This is a genomic window from Solibacillus sp. (assembly GCF_040273735.1).
Classification (GTDB): Bacteria; Bacillota; Bacilli; order Bacillales_A; family Planococcaceae; genus Solibacillus.
This window is the reverse complement of the sequence record NZ_JBELZM010000017.1, coordinates 19074-42848: the sequence shown is the minus strand read 5'-3', so window position 1 is coordinate 42848 and position 23775 is coordinate 19074. Positions and strand designations below refer to the sequence as shown.

The window sequence follows — 23775 nt, the reverse complement described above, 5'->3', positions numbered from 1 at the left end:
TCCCTCCCTATTCCGTGTTCAACCTTTAACCTATCTGCCATTTCTGGGCATTTTCAAATCGCGACTCGTCCATAACAGCATGATTTGCGTTCCAGTTCATGTACTGAAGTATAAGGACTCCAAACAACCGACCGCCTTTTATTTAAGCAGTGCATTCTTATCCAATTTTTTCAACGCCGTCTTCAAAATTTTACCGGTTCCTGATTTCGGAATTTCTTCGATAAAACTTACATAATCCGGTACTTTGTATTCAGCAAGTTTCACTTTGCAATAGTCTCGGAAATATTGTTCTGTAAGTTCGGCGTCTTTCGATACGACATACGCAACCGTCTTTTCACCAAAAACCGGGTCCGGTCTGCCGATCACAGAGCATTCTACGATAGCAGGATGCTGATACAGCAGTTCCTCTATTTCCCTTGGGTATATATTAAATCCGCCGCGAATGATTATGTCTTTTTTTCGGTCAACGATAAAGTGATAGCCTTCTTCATCGCGGTACGCCATATCCCCTGTATACAACCAGCCGTCCCTGATTGTATTTGCGGTCTCGTCAGGCTTTTTGTAGTAACCTTTCATCATGTTCGGTCCTCTAAATAAGATTTCGCCTACTTCGTGATTGACCACTTCATTGCCTTCCGGATCGACCAGTTTTAAATCGATTCCCGGTAACGGCATACCGACAGAATTGACTTTCTTCGGCAAGCTTCGGTGTGTTGTCAACAGCATGACGGTACTTTCCGTTAAACCATAACCCTCTGAAATACTTACACCGAACGATTCATTCGTTTTATGCAATAGCTCCGCCGGTAAGCTTGCACCACCTGAACCGGCTGTACGTAATTTTGAGAAGTCCAGCTGTTCTACTAAATGAGGAACTTGGGCAAAAAAGGCATACATTGTCGGTACACCTAAGAATATTGTAATTTCATGTTCTGCAATCGCTTTTAATGTTTCAACCGGATGGAACCTTTCCTCTAAATATATTGAACAACCGTGGGCAATCGGTGCCAGGAAGCCTTGAAGTTTTGCATAAGCATGGAACAACGGTAATACACATAGTACACGGTCACTCGGAACTAACTGATTGTAGACAGCTGCTGTTATTGCCATCCAGTTTAAATTTCCGTGTGTAATCATGGCACCTTTCGGATTTCCGGTCGTTCCGGAAGTATAGATAATTTGTGCGACGTCAGATTCATGTAGAGGAACAATTTCTGAAATAGAAGCGGATGTATCTAGTTGATGCCATGATAGAAATTGTTCATCGGCCGTATCACTGTAATTAATAATTGCTTTGACCGTTTTCAATTGAACCATTGCGTTTTCGATAACCGGTTTACAAGCTTCTTCTATAATTAACAATTCAACTTCTGAGTCGTTTATTATATACGTAACTTCCTGCTCTTTAAATGTAGGGTTAATCGGAACGACCGTACCTCCATTTGCTAAAATAGCAAAATACGTAATAATATATTCCGGGCGATTTGCCATCATTAACGCGACATTTGTACCTTTTGTAACACCGTATTCTTTCAATCCTGCTGCTATATTGTAAACCTTATCTTGCAATTCTTTATAAGTAAGTTGAGCCCTTTTGAAGTGGATGACAGGTTGATCTGGCAAACGAGAAGTTGTTGAAGTAAGCAATTCAACAATATTCATAATGTAACCTCCTACTTTCAATTATCGATTAAAGGAAAGGAGGAATCCCCTCTCCTCAAGAGCACCTTCTTTAAAATTAAATACTTACTTTAGAACTGATTACTTCCTTAGAAACGTTCACAATGATGTCATCAGGAATACGGAAACTTAAAGACGACGGATCGTTTTGGACAGCCGGCACAAGCTGTGGAATATCTGCCGCATCAATATTAAACTCGTCAAAGCTTGGCGGCAGTTTTACTGCATTTCTTAAGTCAACAATTACATTGATGCATTCATCCAATGTTTCCTGCGGATTTTCTGCATTCGGAATAATCCCTAGAGCAGAGGCAAATGCATTAACTTTCGGTAAATACATGTTCGGCATGTTTTTCATAACGCTTGGCATAAGAACAGCATTTGCCAATCCATGTGGAATGCCGTACTTTGCACCATACGTATGGGCTATATTGTGGATTGGTATATTGGCCATCGCTGCCTGGAAGCTTGTGATAGCCATTGCACTCGCCTGAAGCATATTTGCACGCGCCGCAACATTCTTCCCATCATGCACTGCTGTAGTTAAATTTTCGACGATAATTTTTGCAGAATGCAGCGCAAAAGCATCCGAGAAATTAGTGGATTTTGTTGAGAAAAATCCTTCTACAGCATGTGTCAGTGCATCCATACCGGTAAATGCTGTTACTCTTGGTGGTAAACCGACCGTTAAATCAGGATCTAAAACCGCAATGTCCGAACATAAATACGGATTCATTAAGTTACATTTCAAGTTCAATATTTCATTGAGAACAACAGAAATACTGGAAATTTCAGCACCTGTTCCAGAAGTTGTCGGAATCGAAATATGTGGAATACCTAATGGCTTTGCATCCGGCCAAACTTCCAAAACATTCCCAGTTAAAATGATTTCAACTTGGTTCACCCCATTATAAAGAGCCCATTTAATGGTTTTAGCAGTATCTAAGACGCTGCCTCCGCCAATAGCAATAATGGAGTCTCCATTGCATTCTTTAAAATATTTCAGACCTCTGTTAATATTGCTTGATTTCGCATCCTGCTGAATATCATCGAAGACACCTGCAAGTTTTATGCCGGGTACCATGTCGAATAAGCTTTTAATTTTTTGCGTTAGTCCGCCATCTGTTAGTCCTTTGTCCGAAAAAAGAACAGGGCGTTTTCCGCCTAAACCTTGAATTAAATCCGGCACTAAAATATGTGAACCTGCACCACTTCGGATTTCAGGGCGATGCGTGAATTCAAAATAGGAAGTCGTTTTCATCGTATCTCTCCATTCGTTTCGATTAGAAGATTAAACCTAAAGCTGGGCGCTGGGCATTTTCCGTCGTTAAGGATGTGCAAATATTTTTAAGCTCTGTGTAGTCATCAAACACTTGAGCCCCCTGTTCACGACCTAAACCGCTTTGCTTATAGCCGCCGAATGGAGCATCTGTACGGAAGATATGCCAATCGTTGATCCATACTGTTCCCGCATTAATTTTCGTAGCAATTTCATTTGCTTTCGTCACATCACGCCCCCAGACACCGCCTGATAATCCGTATTCTGTATCATTTGCAATGGCGATTGCTTCGTCTTCTGTTGAATATTTAATCACGCATAATACCGGACCAAAGATTTCTTCTCTTGCAATCTTCATATCATTCGTTACATCAGCGAAGATTGTCGGCTCGATGAAATACCCGTTATCCAGCCCTGGACCTGTTGCCCGTTTACCACCGCATACAAGTCTCGCTCCTTCATCAATGCCCGACTGAATATAATCGAGGATTTTATTCATCTGTGATTCCGAGATAACTGGCCCCATTCCGGTTGTCATATCAAGCGGCTGGCCGATTTTAATTTTCTTCGTTGTTTCAACTAGTTGTTGCACGACGATATCATAAATAGATTCATGGACGATGAGGCGTGTACTCGCTTCACATACTTGCCCAGAATGGAAAAATACACCGAGCAGAATTCCCGGAATCGCCACTTCGAGATTTACATCCGGAAGTACGATTGCAGGTGCCTTTCCTCCGAGTTCAAGCGTCACTTTCTTTACCGTACCTGCAGCTTGTGCCATAATTTTTCTGCCTACCTCGGTAGATCCAGTAAACGCCACTTTCGATACATCCGGATGTGTAACAAGTGCATCCCCCACTTCAGCTCCAGGACCAGTGATGACATTAATTACCCCTGGCGGAATACCTGCTTCAACTGCTAATTGTGCAAGCTTCAAAGTGCCTAATGGTGTATTTGAAGCCGGCTTAATAATGATGGAGTTCCCCATCGCAATTGCTGGTGCGATTTTCCACATTGCTAAAACTAGCGGAAAGTTAAATGGTGTGATCGCCGCTACTACACCGAGTGGTTCGCGAACGAGTAAGCTTCGGTTCGGACCGAGCTGCTCATTAACAGGAAGTGCTAACACGGCCTCATATTTCAACGATAAATCCGCTGTTTGAGTAAGAGATAGTATTAACTGTCGGATATCCGCGCCGCCCAGTTTACGAAGTGTCGCCCCCGTGCTTATACCCTCCAAGAAAATTATCTCCTGGGCATGCTCTCTGATTTTCCCCGCAAATAGCAGCATGATCTGCGCACGTTCCGCCTGCGTTTTACCTGACCAGACCCCCGATTCAAATACTTCTTTCGCATTTTGAACCGCCTTATTCACATCTTCCTGGTTTCCTTTTGAAACTTTCGCTACGACTTCGGATGTAGCCGGATTGATTACATCAAAAAATTCCCCTGAAGCAGGTGGCGTCCATTCACCATTTATAAACTGCGGAAAGACCTTTACTTGTACGTCTGTCGTCATCTTTCATCCCCCTTTAAATAGCAAACTGTTCAGTTACAGCGTCTGAATGATTACTTACTATACTTCCTCTAATGCAATGTCCGTATTATAGATCTCTTCTAGAGTCTTTCCTTTTGCTCTCGAAAGAACTGTCAGACGTGCCTGCAATTGTTTCATTGCAAATTCCATCGATTTTCCTCGTTCGATACCAAGGCTTGTTACTTCTTCGCCTTCTTTTCTTTCCGTTAACATCATCGCAATCGGTAACAGCTCCTGAAGTCTTTGTTGTACGCGTTCAAACAGATCAAGTTCAGGATTTTCACTAATTAAGCGCTGTATTAGGAATGTACCGAAACCAATATGACGTCCTTCGTCACGCTTTACATTTCGAATTCCTGAAATAAACCCTGGGAACAGATTTGCTCTTGATAGTGCTTCATGGAAGAACCAGTAACCTGTTTCAGCCAAAACACCTTCCGCGAAAATGTTGTAAGTAACAGCAGCATCTATCATCGCTTCCGGTGACTGATCTTCAAGTAATTTGCCCATCACTGCCGGCAACGTTTCATCAAATAACTTCCGGTATCCTGGTGATAGTAAATGAGTCAAATCTTCCGTTACGCCGATCTCTTCAAGGAACAGACTGAAAAATTCTGCATGCTTCGCTTCTTCAAAAAGGAAAGTTGTTAAATAAGATTCCTCTTCGAACCATCCTTTTTTGGAAACCGCCATAATCATCGGTAAAATATCTTGTGTTACCGCTTCTTCACCGCCTATAAATTGGGCAAACTGTGTAAGTAATTCTAATTGTTGCTCCCCATTTAATTTCTTCCAGTCTTCTTTATCTTGGCTAAAGTCGATATCTACCGGATTCCAGATTCCGAACTTTTTTGCTTTCTGGTACAAATTATACGGTAGAGAATTTTTGTTAATTTCCTGTTTAGTCGTTACATATTCTCTCATTGCTAGTTCCCCCTTAATTTTGCTCACTTCATCCATAACTGCGTGATTATTAAAGAGATTCTCCTGTAAAACAGCAATCAACATCACAAATTTTACGTAACGAGTCAGCTCTCTAGAACAACCGTAAAAGTAATTATTTTTTAGTTTCAAAGTATCTTTTACCTTTACTTCAGCAGCTTCATTGACTGTTTCAGCCTCACAAATCCAGCAAGTTTCATTTTCATCGACAACACGGCCCTGTACCGTTATTTTTTCTCCTGGCCTTGTCATAGCTTTAAATCTCGTTGTGAATTTCTTCAAATCCTTTACTTTTAACCATTGTCCAATTGCCTGACCAATAAAGCCCATAACCAACATGCCATGTGCAATAACCCCTCCAAAGGAACGTAATCGCAATGATTATTTTTATATGCTGTTTTAAATAAGGATGAACTTAAAAATGTTCGAATTGTAAAGTGTGGTTGACATGATAGATCCGCATATTTACTCGGACTACCTAAAACGCTGGTATATAATAAAATCTCTTGTAACTGCGCCTTTGGACGAATTAATTCTTCTACAAGTACTTGAGGTTCATTACACATCGGTGCCAAAAATATTGTTTGAGAGGATTCAATAAGCTGGATTGCTTTTTCAGCAGTGGTACATTTTTTTTTTTTGCATACTCGTATGCGTCTTTCCATTTCATGAAACAGTACGAATCATGTGCTTAAACTTGATGAAGTAATTTCGAATTCATTACAGTCCTAAATTTTTGGCAATTATGACTTTCATAATTTCATTGGAACCGGCGAAAATTGGCGTAACTGCAATATCGCGGAATCTTCTCGCAATCTTGTATTCTTCCATATAGCCGTATCCGCCATGTAATTGCATACATTCTACCGAAATTTTCCGTGCCATATCCGTTATCCACCATTTAGCCATTGATACTTCCGTCACAATATCCTGCCCTTCTAAATGGCGAATGATCAGATCATCTACAAATGTTTGTCCGATTTTTACTTGTGTCGCAATTTCAGCCAGTGTAAACTGTGTATTTTGGAATTTACCAATCGGTTTACCAAATGCTTCCCGCTCCTTAACATATTGCAGCGTTAAGTCAAGCATATCTTTTGCAGAGGTAATTGCCCCTACTGCCGTCAAGAGACGTTCTTGCTGCAATTTTTGCATTAAATAAAAGAACCCTTTTCCTTCTTCACCAAGAAGGTTTTCTGCCGGTACCCGTACATTTTCAAAAATTAGTTCTGCTGTATCCTGGCTATGCATGCCAACCTTGTCTAATTTTCTGCCGCGGGAGAAACCTTCCATCCCTCTTTCAATAATCAGTAAGCTTACCCCGTTATGGGCAGGTACCGCTTTTGGATCTGTTTTACAAGCGATGATGATGACATCGGAAAGAATTCCGTTCGTTATGAAGGTTTTTTGGCCGTTCACAATATAGTCTGAGCCATCTTTGATTGCAGTCGTCGTCATTTTCTGTAAATCAGACCCTGCACCCGGTTCTGTCATTGCAATGGCTGAAATCCATTCACCGCTTACAAACTTCGGAAGATACTTCAACTTCTGCTCTTCTGTTCCAAAAGAAGTGATATACGGCGTTACGACATTACTATGCAGTCCAATTCCACTTAAACCGCCACCGACTTTTGACAATTCTTCAGATAAGACAATATCAAAAATAAAGTCCAAGCCCATTCCGCCGTACTTTTCCTCTACACTTGGACATAAAAATCCTTGACTGCCTAACTTTGTCCATAATTCACGCGGAATGATGCGATCATGTTCCCATTGTATAAAATAAGGTTCAATCTCTTTTTCCACAAATTTGCTAAGAGATTCCCGGAACATAATATGATCATTATTAAAAAACGTACGGGACTCTTTTTTAGATTTCGCCAATGTTTTATTCAATTACTTCACTCTCTCTTCGTCATATTTTTAACACCTTACATATTGAAAGCGATTACATATCTTTCTATGATTTTATAAAATATGAATAGAGCTTTATCTAAAGTCTCTCGATAATTGTTGCATTTGCCATGCCCATTCCTTCGCAAATCGCAAGCAAGCCGTAGCGCTGTTTATTACGCTCCATGCGGTAAAGCATCGTAGTTAATAATTTTGTTCCTGTTGCGCCAAGTGGATGACCCAACGCAATCGCACCACCGTCCGGATTCAGTTTTTCCAAATCCGCACCCAGCTCTTTTGCCCAAACAATCGGTACAGGTGCAAAAGCTTCATTCACTTCATACGTATCCATATCTTCAATCGTTAAGTTTGCCTTTTCTAGGACACGTTTAGTCGCTTCAATTGGACCTGTCAGCATAAGTGTCGGGTCAGAACCTACGACCGTACGCGCGATGATTTTTGCCAGCGGTTTCACACCGAGTTCCCGCGCTTTTTCACTCGACATAATGAGTACTGCAGATGCACCATCGCTCATTTGTGATGAAGTTCCGGCAGAAATATATCCATCTTCTTTAAACAACTTTCTTAAGCCTTGCAAAACCTCGACGGTCGTTCCCGGTCTTGGGCCTTCGTCTCTATCTACACCACTAATCGCTACAATCTCATCATCAAAATAGCCTGCTTCAACTGCTTGAATGGCACGTTGCTGGCTCAGCACAGAATAGTCATTAATTTCCTGCTCTGTTAATTCCCATTGTTCCGCAATACGCTCTGCGGATAACCCTTGGTGAATCAATTCATATTTTTTAATACGGTCACTTTTGCGCGTACCCTCCATATTTGATCCCATCGGTACACGGCTCATGCTTTCAATACCACCTGCGATAACAATATTCATATCGCCTGCTATAATTGCTTGTGCCGCAAAATGAACTGCCTGTAAACTCGAGCCGCATTGCCGGTCAATCGTAACACCGGGCACTTCAATCGGAAAGCCTGCCATCAATGCAGCAATTCGTGCGATGTTTCCGCCTTGCTCCAGTGTTTGTGTAACACACCCAAAAATAACATCCTCCACAAGTGCCTTTTCTATTCCCGCTCGATTTACTACATCCTCCAGTACATCTGCAGCTAAATCATCTGCCCGTACTTCTGCTAATACGCCATTTCTTCTGCCTACCGGTGTTCGTGTTGCAGCGACAATTACAGCTTCTCTCACTCACTCATTCCCCCTTAATAAATTGGGTGTCGGCAAATCATTTAACTTGCCTCCTAAAACTCTAAACCATTTCGCTTTCCCAAAAAACACTATATGTTGCTTATACAAAAAGATTACAGCTTATTAGGCAAATAATTATCTGTCTTTTAATTTATATAGAAAATGCAATGAAAATATTCTCCCCAAATTAGTACTTTTAAATAGTAAAATCCACTCTAATCAAGTTAATTATTATTGCTTTAATAACAATTTAAGATATCATTTAAAATTTCAGTATAAGTTAATACACTAGCTCAGAAGATAATTAACAGGATAAATGCATGGTTTTATATGTAAATCAAACTCGTTACCTGATAGTTATTATTATGAAACAGATAGAGTCCATTGACTATTTCACTGTATTTTGAAAAGTATTTTCTTCATCCGATTCTTTGCTTATTATTTTTAAGGCATAATAAAAAGGCATCATCCATTTGAATTAATCAAATTAGATGATGCCTAAGAAAATTTGTCCGATTTTAGACTGTTCTATTTACTCTTTTATGCTTCCGTCTTTGGAATGGAAGCGCAATAAATCCCCATTTACTACTTTATCGGAATAGCGAAGTTTTTCTTCTACCATCGCTTTTAATTTATCTGCTGTTTCCAATTGCGATTCATCTAGCTCTTCGCCTGTTTTCGGATTATAGTATTTGCCGTCCAATGAATAGATCGTCGGGCTGACAAAATTACCGTTTCTAAACGGAACGATTTCGCTATGCTCTTCCGAAAGCAGGTCTGTCCCAAAATGAATATTATTTTTCGTTTCAACACCAAGTAAATGCAGTACTGTCGGAAGAAGGTCTATTTGGCCGCCATACGTATGGTTAACGCCACCTTCCATCCCCGGTACATGAATAAATAGAGGCACTCGCTGTAAATCTGCATTTACAACAGGTGTAACTTCTTCACCAATAATTTGTTCCATCGCATTATTATGGTTATCGGAAATTCCGTAATGGTCTCCATACATGACAATCATTGTATTTTCATAAAGACCGGACTCTTTTAAATACGTAAAGAACTGTTCAATCGCTTCGTCAGCATAACGAGCTGTCTGGAAATAATTATCGACACTCGCATCGCCTGTTGTCGCCTTACCGATCGTCGCTAAATCCTGATCAATCTTGTACGGGAAGTGATGGGCAACGGTAATGAATTTTGTATAGAATGGCTGCGGTAATGTTTCAAGAAGGCTTTCCGACTGCTCGAAAAATGGTTTATCCATTAAGCCGTACTCCGCCATATTTTTCGAATCGGCTGTATCATACGAACTTTCGTCAAAAAATTCGTCATAGCCGAACTGGTTGTAAATAATATTTCGGTTCCAGAAGCTGCCGTTATTTCCGTGGAACACTGCTGACGTGTAGCCATAGTCCTTTAATAACGATGGTGCGGCTTCAAACGTATTTTGACCTTTCGTAATAAAGGCCGAACCTTGTGGCAATCCGAATAATGAATTCTCTAACATAAATTCAGCATCGGAAGTTTTCCCCTGCGCTGTTTGATGATAAAAGTTATCGAAATACATTGTGTTGTCATTTTTTACCAACGAATTTAAAAACGGAGTTACTTGTTCGCCCTCAAGCTCATAATCGATTAAAAATGACTGCATGGATTCCAGATGCAAATAAATAACATTCATATCTTTTGCTTTACCAAAGTATTTCTCGTTTGGCTGGGCTGAAAATGAATTTGTAAAGTTAATAATTTCCGCTATATCACTGCTGTCTGCTGAAGCACGTTCTGACGATGCTTCAAACGTTTTGACAGAATCATAAATTGTATAATTGTACATGCCTAGATATTTGACGATATAACTGCGGTCAAAGCCACGGCTCAATAAATCCGGGCGGTCAGCTTCCGCTAATTGCAAGTTAACAATTGATAATACAATTGCCGCTGCTACAACAGCTGCAGGCATTTTGAATCCGATTTTGCCGGATTGGAAATTAATTTTTTTTGAAAAACGAATATATATCAATATGAAAATATCCACAAAAAATAATAAATCAGAAGGTTTTAATAATGTTAAAACACTGCCGCCTAAATCCCCGAAGTTTTGTGTCTGAGAAATTGTCGGAAGCGTAATGAAATCGCTGAAGAAACGATAATATACAGCATTTGCAAATAAAAGAAATGTCATCAATGTATAGATGATGATCATTGCACTCAGTCTTCTTTTCCCTTTAAACAGAAAAGCAACTGCTAAAAATAGTACCGCAGAACCTAATGGATTAATTAATAAAAGAAACTGTTGAAGTGGTCCCTCTACACCCAACTTGAACTGCGTCACTTGGGTAAGATACGTTTTCGCCCATAGCATTAAAACAGCAAGAACGAAAATCCCTGGAAAATTGTTTAATAAGCTTTTATTTTTTACTAAGTTTTTCACCTTGTAATCACTCTTTCTATTCAAGACGTTTTCCTTTTTATTTAGAAAAACAAGAATCAATATATCAAAAAAACATTAACCTATGCAACTATTATGTAACGATTTTCGATAGCAATTGTTGCCAAGAAGAGTTGATCAGTGAAAAAATGGAGGATTTCGTAAGCAAATTCCTCCATTTTGTATAAGTCTAGCTATTAATATTGCAGCTTTCTAATCATTATTAGGAAAAACTTTTCTAAAGCGGTCACAAACTGTCAGCATGTCTCCGGTAAATTCCAGACCATACTCAGAAAGTTCTCTGCTAAAAAACGCGACATGTGCTTCCTTCCACTCTTCATAGGTACCTTCTCCTTCTGCCAATGCAAAATCAACCGGTACTTCATTGAAGGGGGAAATTTCAATAGAATAGGATTGGATGATCGCAACGGGTTCATCCAGACTATTCAAAACAATCTGGTAGTCCCCCATTTCCGGCAAACTTTCTCCTTCAAGTTCATACAACGGAAAACTTGAACAAGTTGCTCCTTTAACGCCATCCACTACAAGTCCAGCAAGCCAATCTGCTTTTTCACCAAATTGAAACGCTTCTTTATAATGAATATTTTGCATACCTTTCAAATCACAAAAATGCTGCCAATATGCTTCGATTTGATTCATTTGTATAACTCCTTTTGTTTCGACTGTGCCCATTCAAATGGACCTTCATGAACGGTAAGCTGCTGATTTTCCAGCCATGCCGTTCTCGTAAATAGTTTTTGCAGAAAATAGCGGTCATGGCTAATCGCAAGAATGGTTCCTTTAAAGTTCTCCAATGCTTCTTCAAGCGCTTCTCTCGACTCAATATCAAGATGGTTCGTTGGTTCATCCAAAACGAGAACATTGCATTTTTGAATCATTAATTGAGCTAGTCGAAGTCTCATTTTTTCCCCGCCGCTTAGTTGATCCACTTTTTTAAATACATCATGACCGTAAAACAAAAATTTGGCGAGCATATGCCGTGCATCGTACTCCGTTAATGACACCTGCTCTCGGAATGCATCAATAAGGCGCTGCTTACCGTTAAATTGGTCAAACTGCTGTGCAAGATAACCGATCTTTAAATTGCTGCCCTGTTTTGCATCTCCATCCACAGGCATAATTTCCCCTAATAGAATTTTTAATAACGTGGATTTTCCCGTTCCGTTATTCCCAACAATCGCTATCCGGTCTTGAAAATATACCGATAACTGAACATCCATAAATAAAAAGTCCTGTTCAAACCCGTGGGAAATGTTTTTCATTATAAATACTTCTTTTCCTGTCCGGTCTTCAGCCTTCAACTGTAAATTCATCTGGCGCTCAGCTTTTGGCTTTTTGACGATTTCCATTCGAGCCAGCATCTTCTCCATTACTTTCGCTTTGCGGTATAGATCGGGATTCGGCGGAGATGCTTCATTCGCCCATTGTCGTAATCGGCGAATTGCCTCTTTTATCTTTTGAATCTTTTTTTGCTGTTCTTCATAAGCCGCAAACTGCTGCGCTATTTTTGCCTCTTTATTTTTAATGTACTGATCATAGTTTCCCTTGCTCATCCAAAGCTCCCCGTCTTCAATTTCTGCCACATACTGAACAATTTTATTTAAAAACATCCGGTCATGGGAGATTACAACAACGGTACCTTTAAAGTATTGCAAATAGTCTTCAAGCCATTGTGTTGCAGCAAGATCCAAATGATTTGTCGGTTCATCCAACAGCAAAATATCCGGCTGCTGCAGTAAAATTTGAGCAAGCATTACCTTTGTTTTTTCCCCGCCGCTTAGCGCATGAAAAGGTTGTTCCAATAACTTGGTAATCGCGAGTCCATTGGCAATCGATGCAATTTTCGCTTCAATTTCGTAGCCACCCTTTGCTAAATAATGCTCTTGCAGCTCACCATATTGATTTAAAATCTTCTCGGATAAATCCGTTGCCATCCTCATTTCCAACTGTGACAGACGATCTTTAATATCATGTAATTCAGTAAATGCTTTTGACAATACATCAAAAACCGATATATCCGTGTATTGAGGAATTTGATGTAAGTAGCCGATTGTTTGACTTTTCGATTTTATGATCCGACCTTCATCCGGATGTTCAATACCTGCCAGCACTTTAAATAATGTCGTTTTCCCGCTGCCGTTTCGGCCGACGATTGCGATCCTTTCACCGGCATTCACTTCAAAAGAAAGTTCTTTAAATATAGTGTTTCCACCGATAATTTTCGTTATGTTTTCTGCTTTCAACTGCATATTTCTACGCCTCCATTGGCGCAGCTAAAAAGACAAAAAGACTGCTCATTAACAAGAGCAGCCTTTTCAGTATTGGTGAAAAGAATGAAGTTAATTAGCTACGCATTATTTTTAAATTGTCTAAAAAAGGACACACCTATCCTGTTAGACACAAATTTAAAAGTAATGACACGTGCAAAATACATAGCTGTATCCACTTTTACACCTGTCTCAATCGCTAACTTCTTCATTCCGTTCACCTCCGTCCATTTGAATTGTTCTAATATTACCATATTTCAATTAATGTGTACATACTGGAAATGCATGTGTTTTTTGGCGTTTTTTTTGGAGAGGTTTTTCTACTTTCTGAGCGTGGGTTTCAACTTTCATGGAAAGTGGTTCTACTTTAGCATTCAAACTTTCTATTTTCGCTCCACTCGTTCCACTTTTGAGCCCCATTGTTCTAATACGCAGCTTTCTTTCTACTATTCACTGTCCCGCCTTAAATCCTCAAAAGCCGGAACTTTTATTTTCCCTTTTTACGAATTTGCGTTACGATAAGAGGTGGATGCAATTTAGAATGGAGGAAGTTTTCCTTATGTCGAATAAAGCCTTACAAAAAGATGCGATGCGCGTTTTAAAAGAGACGAGCCGTACATTTTATATCCCCATTACTTTTTTGGATAAAGAATTAAAATTAACGGTTGCTGCTGCATATTTAGCAATGCGGGCAATTGATGAAATTGAAGATCACGAAGATGTTTCCAATGAAATGAAAAATGCGACATTATTAAAAGTAGCGGAATTATTGAAAGCCCCTGCCTTTGATAATGATGCTTACCTTGTTGCTCTGGCTCCTGTGAAGGATAAAATGCCTGAAGTGACACTGCGCCTTGCTGAGTGGCTGGATGTTTGTCCTCAAGGAGCATTCCCGATTGTCACTTCTTCGACGAGCGAAATGGCGGAAGGGATGGCAAAATGGGCACTGGCAAACTGGCAGGTGCATACGAAAGAAGACTTGGACGACTATACATACTATGTGGCTGGTTTGGTCGGTGTCATGCTTTCGGAGCTTTGGGAATGGAGCGCCGGTACGAAAACAGACCGTGAGCTGGCAATCGGCTATGGTCGCGGCTTACAGGCAGTAAACATTTTACGAAATGAGCAGGAAGATTTGGATGAACGCGGTGTTAGCTTCGTTCCGGATGGCTGGACGCGGGCTGAACTATTTGCTTATGCAGAGGAAAACTTGGCAAAGGCGGACCTTTACATGAAGGATTTAGATAAGCGTTCGATCAAACTGTTCTGCAGACTACCTTTAGCATTGGCACATAAAACATTGCAGGCAATGAGAGAAGGACGAGAAAAAATGTCCCGCTCAGAAGTTGAAGCAACAGTAGAAGAAATCCAGGTAGATTAAAAAGAAGTGTGTTGAGGGTATCCCTCAACACACTTCTTTCTTACATAATAATGGCAATTGCGATACTGCAAATTGCACAAAGCACTACATAAGTAAATGAAATTATATGACGACGCTTTTCTCTTCTTAACCAAAACTCCAATAGTCCACGGATTATAAACAACACCATAATGAACGCAAACAATACTGAATATAATGTTTTTTGGTCAAATAGATTAATTGTTACATACGATAAAAACATGAAGCACAGGATGACTTCCAAGACGAAATGCCAAATCCCTACATACTGATCCATAAATTTTTCGTTTTTTGGGATGTTATATTTTTTGCGTAAGTTTAAATCAAGTAAACCTGCTCCAAAAAATGCGATGATGACTACTCCAATTAACACAAGCTACTTCCCTTCTATATCTCTGATTGTAAATACTGCTGCCGTAATTCTTCAGGCACTAGATCGCCGCCTGTTGACCAAATTATATGTGTGGCGTTTTCCATTTTATCTGTAAGCTCATGCTTTTCAATGTATGAAGCGCCCTGCATCATTAATTCAATCGGACCATACACACCTGCATGTGCTGAAGGTTCCATAAAAATGTTCTCCGTCTCAAACATACCTTTTAAACTTCTAAATAAAAAGCTGTCATCCACAGTATAACATCCGCTTATTACGGATTCCATCAATGTTCCGACAAATCGTGAGGGACGCCCTACCGCCAATCCGTCAGCTTCTGTCCTGTTGGACAATCCGATATCATTCACACTGATTTTGTCATGCATGCCTGTCATCAAACCTAGGAGCATACATGGTGATGCAAATGGTTCCGCAAAGAAAATATGAATATGTTCGCCGTAAATTTGTTTTAAAGAGTAGGCAATTCCTCCGGGCGCACCCCCAACCCCGCAAGGCAGATATACAAATAACGGATGATTCGTATCGACTTTAATTTTCGCTTGCTGCAGCTGGTCTTTCAGGCGAAATCCCGCTACGGAATATCCTAAAAACAGATCAATAGAATTTTCATCATCAACGAAATGGCAAGCAGGATCTTGTTCTGCTACTTGGCGACCGTTTTCCACGGCAGAAGTGTAATCTGATTCATATTCGATTACTTCCACCCCTTTTTCACGCAGCAGTTCTTTTTTCCACTCTTTTGCTTCAATCGACATATGCACAGTCACCTGGAAACCGAGCTGTGCACTAATAATACCGATACTCATACCCAAGTTCCCCGTTGATCCGACAGCTATCTTATATTTGCTGAAAAATTTCCGGAATTCTTCACTATGGAATTTTACGTAATCATCTTGTTCTGTTATCATACCTGCATCGATTGCCAGCTTTTCGGCATGGCTCAATACTTCGTATATACCGCCACGTGCTTTAATCGATCCGGCGATCGGTAACGCATGATCACATTTAAGCATTAATTTGCCAGGAATATTAAAACCGCGTCGTCCTTCTATTAGTTTTTTCATCGCCGCAATTTCTCTTAATTCCGATTCAATGATGCCGTCCGAAAATTTTGTTATCGGAAATGCGACTTTTATATAAGAAGAAAAACGCTTCAATCTATTTTCTGCGTCTTGAATCATATCGGGTGTCATTTGGTCAGATATTTGCCTTTCTTTTGCTACATTTTCATTTTCCCAAAATACATATTGTTCGGATTGCAGCTTTTCAATTAAAGGAAAGCGCTCTTTTAATTCGTCTATATTTAAGATTTGCTGATTCATTTATGATTCCTCCTTCTCAAAAATCGCACGTTCACAAATTTGTCGAAATTTCGTTTCAAAAGCCAAATTATTTTCTTCCGTACGCTTTTTGGGACCTTTTGTACGTCCCCCTGCACGTCTTATTTTCGCACTTTCAAATCGAAAAGCCAACAGTTGATCTATATTGTCAGACGTCAGTTCTTTCCCGTTATGATTGACCACAATTCCACCTTTTGCAATACACATCGCGGCAAGGCCATAATCCCCTGTTATGACAATATCTCCTCGCTTTAAGACACTTAGAAGCTTAAAATCAACCGAATCTGGTCCCTTGTCGACAATAATTGTTTTTGCACCATCTCGTTCAATTCGATGTGATGTATCGCAGAACAAGATTGGTCTTATCTCATAACGAGATGAAATAAATAGCGCTAAATCAACAACCGGGCATGCATCTGCATCAATTAATAGTTGTAAAATAGTTCATCACCCTTTCAAAAAACAGCTTCAAATTAATATATCAATATAACATTTGTAAACGTTTTCTCTTTTTTAACATCGATTTCACACAGTGGTGTCACATAAAATATAATTGAATTGTTAGATAATTCATACTAATGTATACATATTAATCCATTTGGGGGTATTAACATGACGACAATGACAACAACGAGCAACGCACAGCAATATGTTGATGGAGTGTTTGAAAAATTAAAAGCTAAGAACTCACATCAGTTAGAATTCTTACAAGCTGCGGAAGAAATCTTCCTTTCTTTAATTCCTGTATTTGAACAACATCCCGAATACATTCAACATAATATTTTAGAACGTATCGTTGAGCCGGACAGAATCATTTCTTTTCGTGTCGCTTGGCAAGATGATCAAAACCAAGTACAAGTAAACCGTGGGTACCGTGTTCAATATAATAACGTTATCGGGCCATATAAAGGTGGTTTACGCTTCCATCCTACTGTAAACGAATCAATCATGAAGTTTTTAGCTTTTGAACAAATTTTCAAAAACGCTTTAACCGGTCAACCGATCGGTGGCGGTAAAGGCGGTTCCGATTTTAATCCAAAAGGTAAATCAAATGCAGAAATTATGCGCTTCTGCCAAGCATTCATGACAGAATTATACCGTTATGTCGGTCCGGATGTCGATGTTCCGGCCGGAGATATTGGTGTAGGTTCACGTGAAGTCGGCTATTTATGGGGTCAATACAAGCGAATCAGCGGTTCATATGAAGCAGGTGTATTAACAGGTAAAAAACCTGGCTACGGCGGTTCTTTGGCACGTACAGAAGCAACAGGATACGGTTTAGTATACTTTGTTGAAGAAATGCTGCGTGAAGCAAAACTTTCAATTAACAACAAAACGGTTGTCGTTTCAGGGTCTGGTAATGTAGCGATCTATGCAATTGAAAAAGCTCAGCATTTTGGAGCGAAAGTAGTAGCGTGCTCCGATTCTTCAGGTTACATTTACGATCAGGATGGCATTGATTTAAAAATTGTAAAACAGTTAAAAGAAGTTGAAGGGAAGCGTATTAAAGAATATGTAAATTATCGTCCAAATGCTCTTTATACAGAAGGTTGTGACGGTATTTGGACAATTCCCTGTGATATCGCTCTTCCATGTGCAACTCAAAATGAAATTAACGGTGAACAGGCCCGTACTTTAATTGCAAATGGCGTAAAAGTCGTTGCAGAAGGTGCAAATATGCCATCGAATTTAGATGCGATCAATGAGTTTTTAGCAAGCGATGTATTATTTGGTCCTGGTAAAGCTGCGAATGCAGGCGGTGTTGCCGTATCTGCACTTGAAATGGCTCAAAATTCCGGCCGTACCTACTGGTCTTTCCAGGAAGTTGATGAAAAACTTCACGGTATTATGAAATCAATTTTCAAAGAAAGTTCGGATGCAGCTAAAAAATATGGCTATGAAGGCAATTTAGTTGTCGGCTCAAACATTGCCGGCTTCATTAAAGTAGCGAACGGTATGCTTGTAGAAGGCATTTATTAATTAACAAAACCCGCAATTTCCTTCAATTAAGGAGCATTGCGGGTTTATTTTTTAGCGTACTACGAGAACATCACAATTGGCGCTGCGAACCACATTCTCCGATACAGAGCCGAGTAAGAAACGTTCTGCACGGTTTAGGCCAGTTGCTCCGATAATGATTAGATCGGCATCTGTCAAGTTCGTCAATACCGCTTTCGGCGATCCTTCTTCAACGGATACTTGTACATTTTTAACACCGGCCTGTTCTGCTATAACTTTGTATTCCCTTAACTGGTCGAGAGTTTTTTCCTTTAGAGCTTTTGCATACTTTAAATCATATGCTTCCACTGACCCGAATGAATGTGTATCAATTACACTCACTAAATTCAATGTCGCATCAGTCAATCGAGCAACATTCATACCGCGCTCAAAAGCAACTTTTGCTTTTTCAGAAAAGTCTATTGCCACAACAATATTTTTATACGTTTTTAGCATCTAAATCACTCCTTGTCTAAGATTAGTATAACAAATGTTACCATTGCATTGGTAACAAAGGGCACACTACATTAAAGGTTAGACGTCTTTCTTCAAAATACGAACATTTTTATATTATCCTTATAAAATTATTCGTGTTATAATAAATTTGAAATTACTTTTGGAGGTATCTAACATGGAATTAATGTATACAGGTAAAACAAAAGATGTATTTAAACTTGAAAATGAACTATTTTTACTGAAATTCAAAGATGACGTAACTGGAGAAAACGGGGTTTTTGATCCTGGTGCAAACACAGTCGGTTTAACAATTGCTGGTGCTGGCCTTGCCGGATTGAAACTAACCTCTTTCTTTTATTCTAAATTAAACGAATTAAATATACCGACACATTATGTTGAGGCAAATTTTGATGAAGCAACAATGACGGTTAAACCAGCAACTGTTTTCGGTAAAGGTTTGGAAGTTATTTGCCGATTTAAAGCGGTAGGGTCATTTTTACGCCGCTATGGTGCTTATGCAATGGAAGGTCAGGATTTGGATTCATTTGTAGAAGTGACTATTAAGGACGACGAACGCCTGGATCCTCCAATTTCAGAAGATGCGCTTTCGATGCTTGGTATTTTAACTCATGATGAATATGCAATTTTGAAACAACGCACAATCGAAATTTCAAAATTTGTTGCGGCAGAGTTAGCGAAAAAAGGATTAACGCTTTATGATATTAAATTGGAATTTGGCCGCGATGCTAAAACAGGTGAAATTTTATTGATCGATGAAATTTCAGGCGGTAATATGCGTGCATATCAAGGCGATACATATATTGAACCATTACAATTGGAAAAGATTATGCTTGCTGAATAATTTCATTTTTTTATGCTTCAACAAGCACTAAAGGGACATTTCGGACTATCCGGTATGTTCCTTTTATTTTTACCCCCTTCCCTTTTCCTAAATAAAATGCTACAATTACTTTTGTACTTCAACGCGTTGAAGCGCGAAATTATATAGCGAGGTCTAGTCATCATGAATGCAAAACAACATGTAAAACCACATTTTATTGAAGCTCTTATTTTAATTTTATTTATTATTGCACTCATCTCCTATAGCATTATGAAACTCGGCAGTGTGCCACATATTCCGATTTTCATAGCTATTATTGTCCTGATGATGTATGGTGTACTGCGAAAAGTACCGTACCGCATCATGGAACAAAGTATGATTGCTTCTGTTACAACTAGCATCGGCGCAGTTTACATTTTCCTGCTAATCGGTGTATTAATCAGTAGCTGGTTAATAAGCGGTACAATCCCTACATTACTGTATATAGGCCTGTCCATTATTACTGCGAGCTTTTTTTATGCAGTTGTATTCATTATTACAAGCATAATCGGCACAGCAATCGGCAGCTCGCTTACTACCGTTGCAACAGTTGGTGTTGCGATGCTAGGGGTTGCGAGTTCTATAGATGCTTCACTTGCGATTACAGCGGGTGCAATTGTTTCAGGAGCCTTTTTTGGGGATAAGATGTCCCCGTTGTCCGATACGACAAACTTGGCGGCAACTGTTGCCGGCATCGACTTATTTACGCATATTAGAAATATGATGTACACTACAATTCCCGCATTTATCATTTCACTCATTGTCTATGCGTGGATTTCTCCAAGCAGTCATAATATGGACACAGAGCTTATTACAAGCTTTAAAGAAACACTGCTTGCAACGAATTTAATTCATTGGTATGCGGTTATTCCACTCATCGTTCTCATTATCTGCACAATTTTTAAATTGCCAAGCCTTGCTACACTGGCTATTAGTGCTATTTCCGGCATCGTGCTCTCGTATTTCCACAGCTCGATTCCATTGAACGAACTGTTTGGAATTTTGTATAACGGCTATTCAATGGATACAGGAGTCGAAGCAATCGATTCATTACTGTCACGAGGCGGAATGAACAGTATGCTGTTTACGATTATTTTAATTGTATTGTCCCTGTCTATGGGGGGGCTGCTCTTTACACTTGGCATTATCCAAGCATTGCTGCAGGCCCTTCAAAACCAGTTGAAATCGGTCGGTTCAGTTATTACAGGAACAGCTTTTACGGCAGTCGGTATTAACGTAACAATCGGTGAACAGTATTTATCGCTGTTATTAACAGGTGAAGCGTTTAAAGAAAAATTCAAAGCACTGCAGCTACATCCGAAAAATTTGGCCCGTACGATTGAGGATGCAGGTACTGTCATCAACCCGCTTGTTCCATGGAGTGTATGCGGTCTGTTCATTGCCTCGACTTTGAATGTTCCTGTCACTGATTATTTACCATTCGCTTTCTTTTGTCTGTTAAGTCCGGTCATTACGATTTTATTTGGCTGGTTGAATATTACGATTACGAAGATCAGCAATAATTGAAAATGTCCGCCTGCTCGTTTTTATAACGAGCAGGTTTTTAATTTTTTCGCGTTTTATACTCCTACAAATTATTCGATAAATCTGTTTACTTATATATCATTAAATGATATATTGTTTTCAGACATATATATCACATATTGATATATCAGGAGGTGACATAGTGAAAAACGATGATCAATTGACCGATTCCATGTTTCATATTATGGCTGCATTAACAACACCTCAACACGGATACGCCATTATGAATTTAATTGAAAAAACATCATACGGTATTATTTCAATCGGTCCGGCTTCCATGTATACGATTATAAAAAAGCTTTTACAAAAAGAATGGATCTATTTATACGACGATTCGGATTCAAGGCGAAAAGTTTACTTACTGACGCAAAAAGGCAGAAATGTTTTAGCAGATGATTTAAAAATTCGAAAGCTGATGATTCAATTGGCTGAAAGAGGATTGGAGGAAGAAATATGAGTAGAACGAAGTATATGATGTCTGGCGGATTAGCTTTTTCAGAACAAAAAGATTTAGAGAAACTGAGTAAACTCTCTTCTGAAGGTTGGCACGTCCGTAAATTTTCATTTTTAGGCTATACGCTCGAGCAAGGTGAAGGTGCCGATTATATATACAGTATGGATTATCGTACACTGGATAATGATGAAGAGGAATACTTTGAGCTTTTTAAAGATGCAGGCTGGTCGCTTGTTGATTCCGCTGGCGATATTCATCTATTTCGAGCCGAATCAGATACGAAACCAATATACACAGACCGCGATACGACGATTGAAAAGTATAAAAACCAAACGAAGCCACTGAATCTTGCTATGAAGCCACTCGTTCCAGGTACAATCATTTCTTGGGTACTTTCACTACAAACAATTGGCAGCATACACACATTTTTCTTTAGTTTAGCCCTTTTACTGACAGTACTTACAATTCCGTTATTGTGGACTGCACTGACTTCATACGGGAACCAATGGAAGGCCGAAAATAAAAAAGGGTTTGTTATATTTACAAAGGTGCTCCCCGCTTTTGCAGTAGTTGCTGCGTTTTATGCAATAACGGAATCCGATTTAAAAGCACTGCCAATCGTAGCCTCTGCTGTTATTGGTGCAACCGTCTTTGTAACGTTCATTACATTCGTTATGTCTCTTTACCACCGGATTAAAGTGAAAAAAGCGTAATAAAAGATAGGCTCATTGAAATGAGCCTATCTTTACAAATTCAAATAATATATTTAAACGACTATTCTCTTCCCGAAAATTGCTTTTAACAGAGGCGGTGTCACGATTGTTGTTACGATAATTACGATAATGATCGATGTATAATAATTACCCGGGAGAAGTCCTCCTTCAAGTCCCATTGCAGCTAATATTAGTGCAACCTCGCCCCGGGAAACCATTCCAGCACCGACGCCCATCGATGATTTCGTATTAAATCCGGCTAATTTCGCACCTAATCCGGATCCAATAAACTTCGACACAACCGCTATAATTGAAAACACGATAATAAACCCGATTTGATCACCAATTCCGTCGAATGAAACTGCTAATCCGATACTGACAAAGAAGAACGGAACAAAAATCCCGTATGCAATCGGCTCAACCTTATGCTCAATTTCATCTTTATATTCTGTTTGTGCAATAGCAATCCCTGCAAAGAAAGCACCGATAATACCTGCGATACCTAGGAATTCCGCAAAATATGATAGGCCAAAACAAATAATCAAGCCCGCACTCAATATTGATTCAGTAACTCTAAATTTCTTAAATAACTTTATAAAGTGTGGGATAAACCATTTTGCTAGCACAATCAATATAGCGAAGAAAAATACTTTCTTACCGATTAATACACCGATATTCGTGTCTGAACCGGCAAAGAAACTCATCGCAATCGCGATTAAAATTACAACTACAATATCATCCAATACCGCAGCTCCAAGTAATGTTGACCCTTCTTTACTATTCAGCCAGCCAAGCTCTCTTAATGCCTGTACCGAAATACTGACAGATGTAGCAGAAAGTAATAATCCAATAAAAATGGATTCTCCTACAGACAATCCATAATATTGAGAACCTGCATAACCTAAAATAATTGGCAGGAGAATACCACCTAAAGCAACGTAGATTGCGGCTTTTTTGTTTCTATTCATTTCCTGCAGGTCGGTTTCAAGACCGGCTAAAAACATTAACAGTAAAACACCTATTTGACTGAATACGGTTAAAAGTTCAGTATCATGAACCCAACCAAGGAGCGCCGGACCTAGAATAATACCTACAAGTATTTTCCCTAATACAGATGGTTGACCGATTCTCGCAGCAAGATGTCCGGCGAGTTTGGTAGCAAATAGAACGAGAACAATTTGTAAAATAAACATAAATTTCCCCTTTCAATGCAAAAAAGACAAGGCGGTGCCATAGTTGACTATGGCTCCACCTTGTCTTGCACTTATTATTTAATTTAATGTTCTTAGCTCTATTTTAATATAATTCCACTCGCTTTTGCAAG

The 23775-nt window shown here is 39.4% G+C and carries 21 protein-coding genes; 6 read left to right on the top strand and 15 right to left on the bottom strand.

Translation table 11 applies throughout. The annotated features are described in order from the left end of the window. Positions 1–138 precede the first annotated feature (138 nt). The 10 genes from ABS917_RS15440 to ABS917_RS15395 all read right to left on the bottom strand — a co-directional run bounded on the left by ABS917_RS15440 (position 139) and on the right by ABS917_RS15395 (position 13484). Positions 139–1662 (bottom strand): class I adenylate-forming enzyme family protein, encoded by a 1524-nt coding sequence (locus ABS917_RS15440; protein WP_350479837.1) that lies wholly within the window; start codon positions 1660–1662, stop codon positions 139–141. Between the two features lie 76 nt (positions 1663–1738). After that, positions 1739–2941: an iron-containing alcohol dehydrogenase gene (locus tag ABS917_RS15435; protein WP_350479836.1), complete on the bottom strand. Its 1203-nt coding sequence runs from the start codon at positions 2939–2941 to the stop codon at positions 1739–1741. Between the two features lie 22 nt (positions 2942–2963). After that, complete coding sequence (locus ABS917_RS15430) at positions 2964–4481, bottom strand: aldehyde dehydrogenase family protein (protein ID WP_350479835.1); 1518 nt, start codon at positions 4479–4481, stop codon at positions 2964–2966. Between the two features lie 57 nt (positions 4482–4538). Continuing rightward, complete coding sequence (locus tag ABS917_RS15425) at positions 4539–5780, bottom strand: R2-like ligand-binding oxidase (RefSeq protein ID WP_350479834.1); 1242 nt, start codon at positions 5778–5780, stop codon at positions 4539–4541. Between the two features lie 381 nt (positions 5781–6161). Further along, complete coding sequence (locus ABS917_RS15420) at positions 6162–7337, bottom strand: acyl-CoA dehydrogenase family protein (RefSeq protein WP_350479833.1); 1176 nt, start codon at positions 7335–7337, stop codon at positions 6162–6164. Positions 7338–7434: 97 nt separating this feature from the next. Continuing rightward, positions 7435–8553: a thiolase family protein gene (locus ABS917_RS15415; RefSeq protein ID WP_350479832.1), complete on the bottom strand. Its 1119-nt coding sequence runs from the start codon at positions 8551–8553 to the stop codon at positions 7435–7437. A gap of 532 nt (positions 8554–9085) precedes the next feature. Next, entirely contained in the window at positions 9086–10987 is a 1902-nt protein-coding gene (gene ltaS, locus ABS917_RS15410) for a lipoteichoic acid synthase (protein ID WP_350479831.1), read from the bottom strand. Between the two features lie 210 nt (positions 10988–11197). Beyond that, a complete protein-coding gene (locus ABS917_RS15405) occupies positions 11198–11644 on the bottom strand; it encodes an ASCH domain-containing protein (RefSeq protein ID WP_350479830.1) in 447 nt (148 codons plus the stop codon). After that, positions 11641–13254 (bottom strand): ribosomal protection-like ABC-F family protein, encoded by a 1614-nt coding sequence (gene abc-f / locus ABS917_RS15400; protein ID WP_350479829.1) that lies wholly within the window; start codon positions 13252–13254, stop codon positions 11641–11643. Before abc-f ends, ABS917_RS15405 begins: the two co-directional genes overlap by 4 nt. A 98-nt stretch (positions 13255–13352) precedes the next feature. Continuing rightward, on the bottom strand, positions 13353–13484 hold the full coding sequence (locus ABS917_RS15395; RefSeq protein WP_350479828.1) for an RAxF-45 family protein: 132 nt from the start codon (positions 13482–13484) through the stop codon (positions 13353–13355). Between the two features lie 347 nt (positions 13485–13831). Between ABS917_RS15395 and ABS917_RS15390 the strand changes: the two genes are divergently transcribed. Further along, positions 13832–14653, top strand: coding sequence for a squalene/phytoene synthase family protein (locus tag ABS917_RS15390; RefSeq protein WP_350479827.1), 822 nt, complete (start codon positions 13832–13834; stop codon positions 14651–14653). A gap of 40 nt (positions 14654–14693) precedes the next feature. Here the strand turns inward: ABS917_RS15390 and ABS917_RS15385 are convergent, their stop codons facing one another. Genes ABS917_RS15385 through ABS917_RS15375 form a run of 3 tightly spaced genes read right to left on the bottom strand, consistent with a single transcriptional unit; the run spans position 14694 to position 16846 of the window. Continuing rightward, positions 14694–15044: a DUF4181 domain-containing protein gene (locus ABS917_RS15385; protein ID WP_350479826.1), complete on the bottom strand. Its 351-nt coding sequence runs from the start codon at positions 15042–15044 to the stop codon at positions 14694–14696. Positions 15045–15058: 14 nt separating this feature from the next. Further along, positions 15059–16387 carry a D-serine ammonia-lyase gene (locus ABS917_RS15380; protein WP_350479825.1) on the bottom strand — a complete coding sequence of 443 codons (1329 nt, stop codon included), beginning with the start codon at positions 16385–16387 and terminating at the stop codon, positions 15059–15061. Then, positions 16388–16846 (bottom strand): YaiI/YqxD family protein, encoded by a 459-nt coding sequence (locus tag ABS917_RS15375; RefSeq protein ID WP_340718907.1) that lies wholly within the window; start codon positions 16844–16846, stop codon positions 16388–16390. Between the two features lie 171 nt (positions 16847–17017). On the opposite strand from ABS917_RS15375, the gene gdhA reads away from it, so the two are divergent. Beyond that, positions 17018–18385 (top strand): NADP-specific glutamate dehydrogenase, encoded by a 1368-nt coding sequence (gene gdhA / locus ABS917_RS15370; RefSeq protein WP_350479824.1) that lies wholly within the window; start codon positions 17018–17020, stop codon positions 18383–18385. Between the two features lie 51 nt (positions 18386–18436). Here gdhA and ABS917_RS15365 read toward each other — a convergent pair whose 3' ends face one another. Beyond that, a complete protein-coding gene (locus tag ABS917_RS15365) occupies positions 18437–18859 on the bottom strand; it encodes a universal stress protein (RefSeq protein WP_350479823.1) in 423 nt (140 codons plus the stop codon). Positions 18860–19034: 175 nt separating this feature from the next. On the opposite strand from ABS917_RS15365, the gene ABS917_RS15360 reads away from it, so the two are divergent. The 4 genes from ABS917_RS15360 to ABS917_RS15345 all read left to right on the top strand — a co-directional run bounded on the left by ABS917_RS15360 (position 19035) and on the right by ABS917_RS15345 (position 22451). After that, positions 19035–19721, top strand: coding sequence for a phosphoribosylaminoimidazolesuccinocarboxamide synthase (locus tag ABS917_RS15360; protein ID WP_350479822.1), 687 nt, complete (start codon positions 19035–19037; stop codon positions 19719–19721). A 162-nt stretch (positions 19722–19883) separates the two neighbouring features. Further along, on the top strand, positions 19884–21266 hold the full coding sequence (gene nhaC, locus ABS917_RS15355; protein WP_350479821.1) for a Na+/H+ antiporter NhaC: 1383 nt from the start codon (positions 19884–19886) through the stop codon (positions 21264–21266). Positions 21267–21426: 160 nt separating this feature from the next. Continuing rightward, positions 21427–21741 carry a PadR family transcriptional regulator gene (locus tag ABS917_RS15350; RefSeq protein WP_350479820.1) on the top strand — a complete coding sequence of 105 codons (315 nt, stop codon included), beginning with the start codon at positions 21427–21429 and terminating at the stop codon, positions 21739–21741. Then, positions 21738–22451 carry a DUF2812 domain-containing protein gene (locus ABS917_RS15345; RefSeq protein WP_350479819.1) on the top strand — a complete coding sequence of 238 codons (714 nt, stop codon included), beginning with the start codon at positions 21738–21740 and terminating at the stop codon, positions 22449–22451. Before ABS917_RS15350 ends, ABS917_RS15345 begins: the two co-directional genes overlap by 4 nt. Before the next feature lie 53 nt (positions 22452–22504). Here the strand turns inward: ABS917_RS15345 and ABS917_RS15340 are convergent, their stop codons facing one another. Next, entirely contained in the window at positions 22505–23644 is a 1140-nt protein-coding gene (locus tag ABS917_RS15340; protein WP_350479818.1) for a cation:proton antiporter, read from the bottom strand. Positions 23645–23775: the final 131 nt, after the last annotated feature.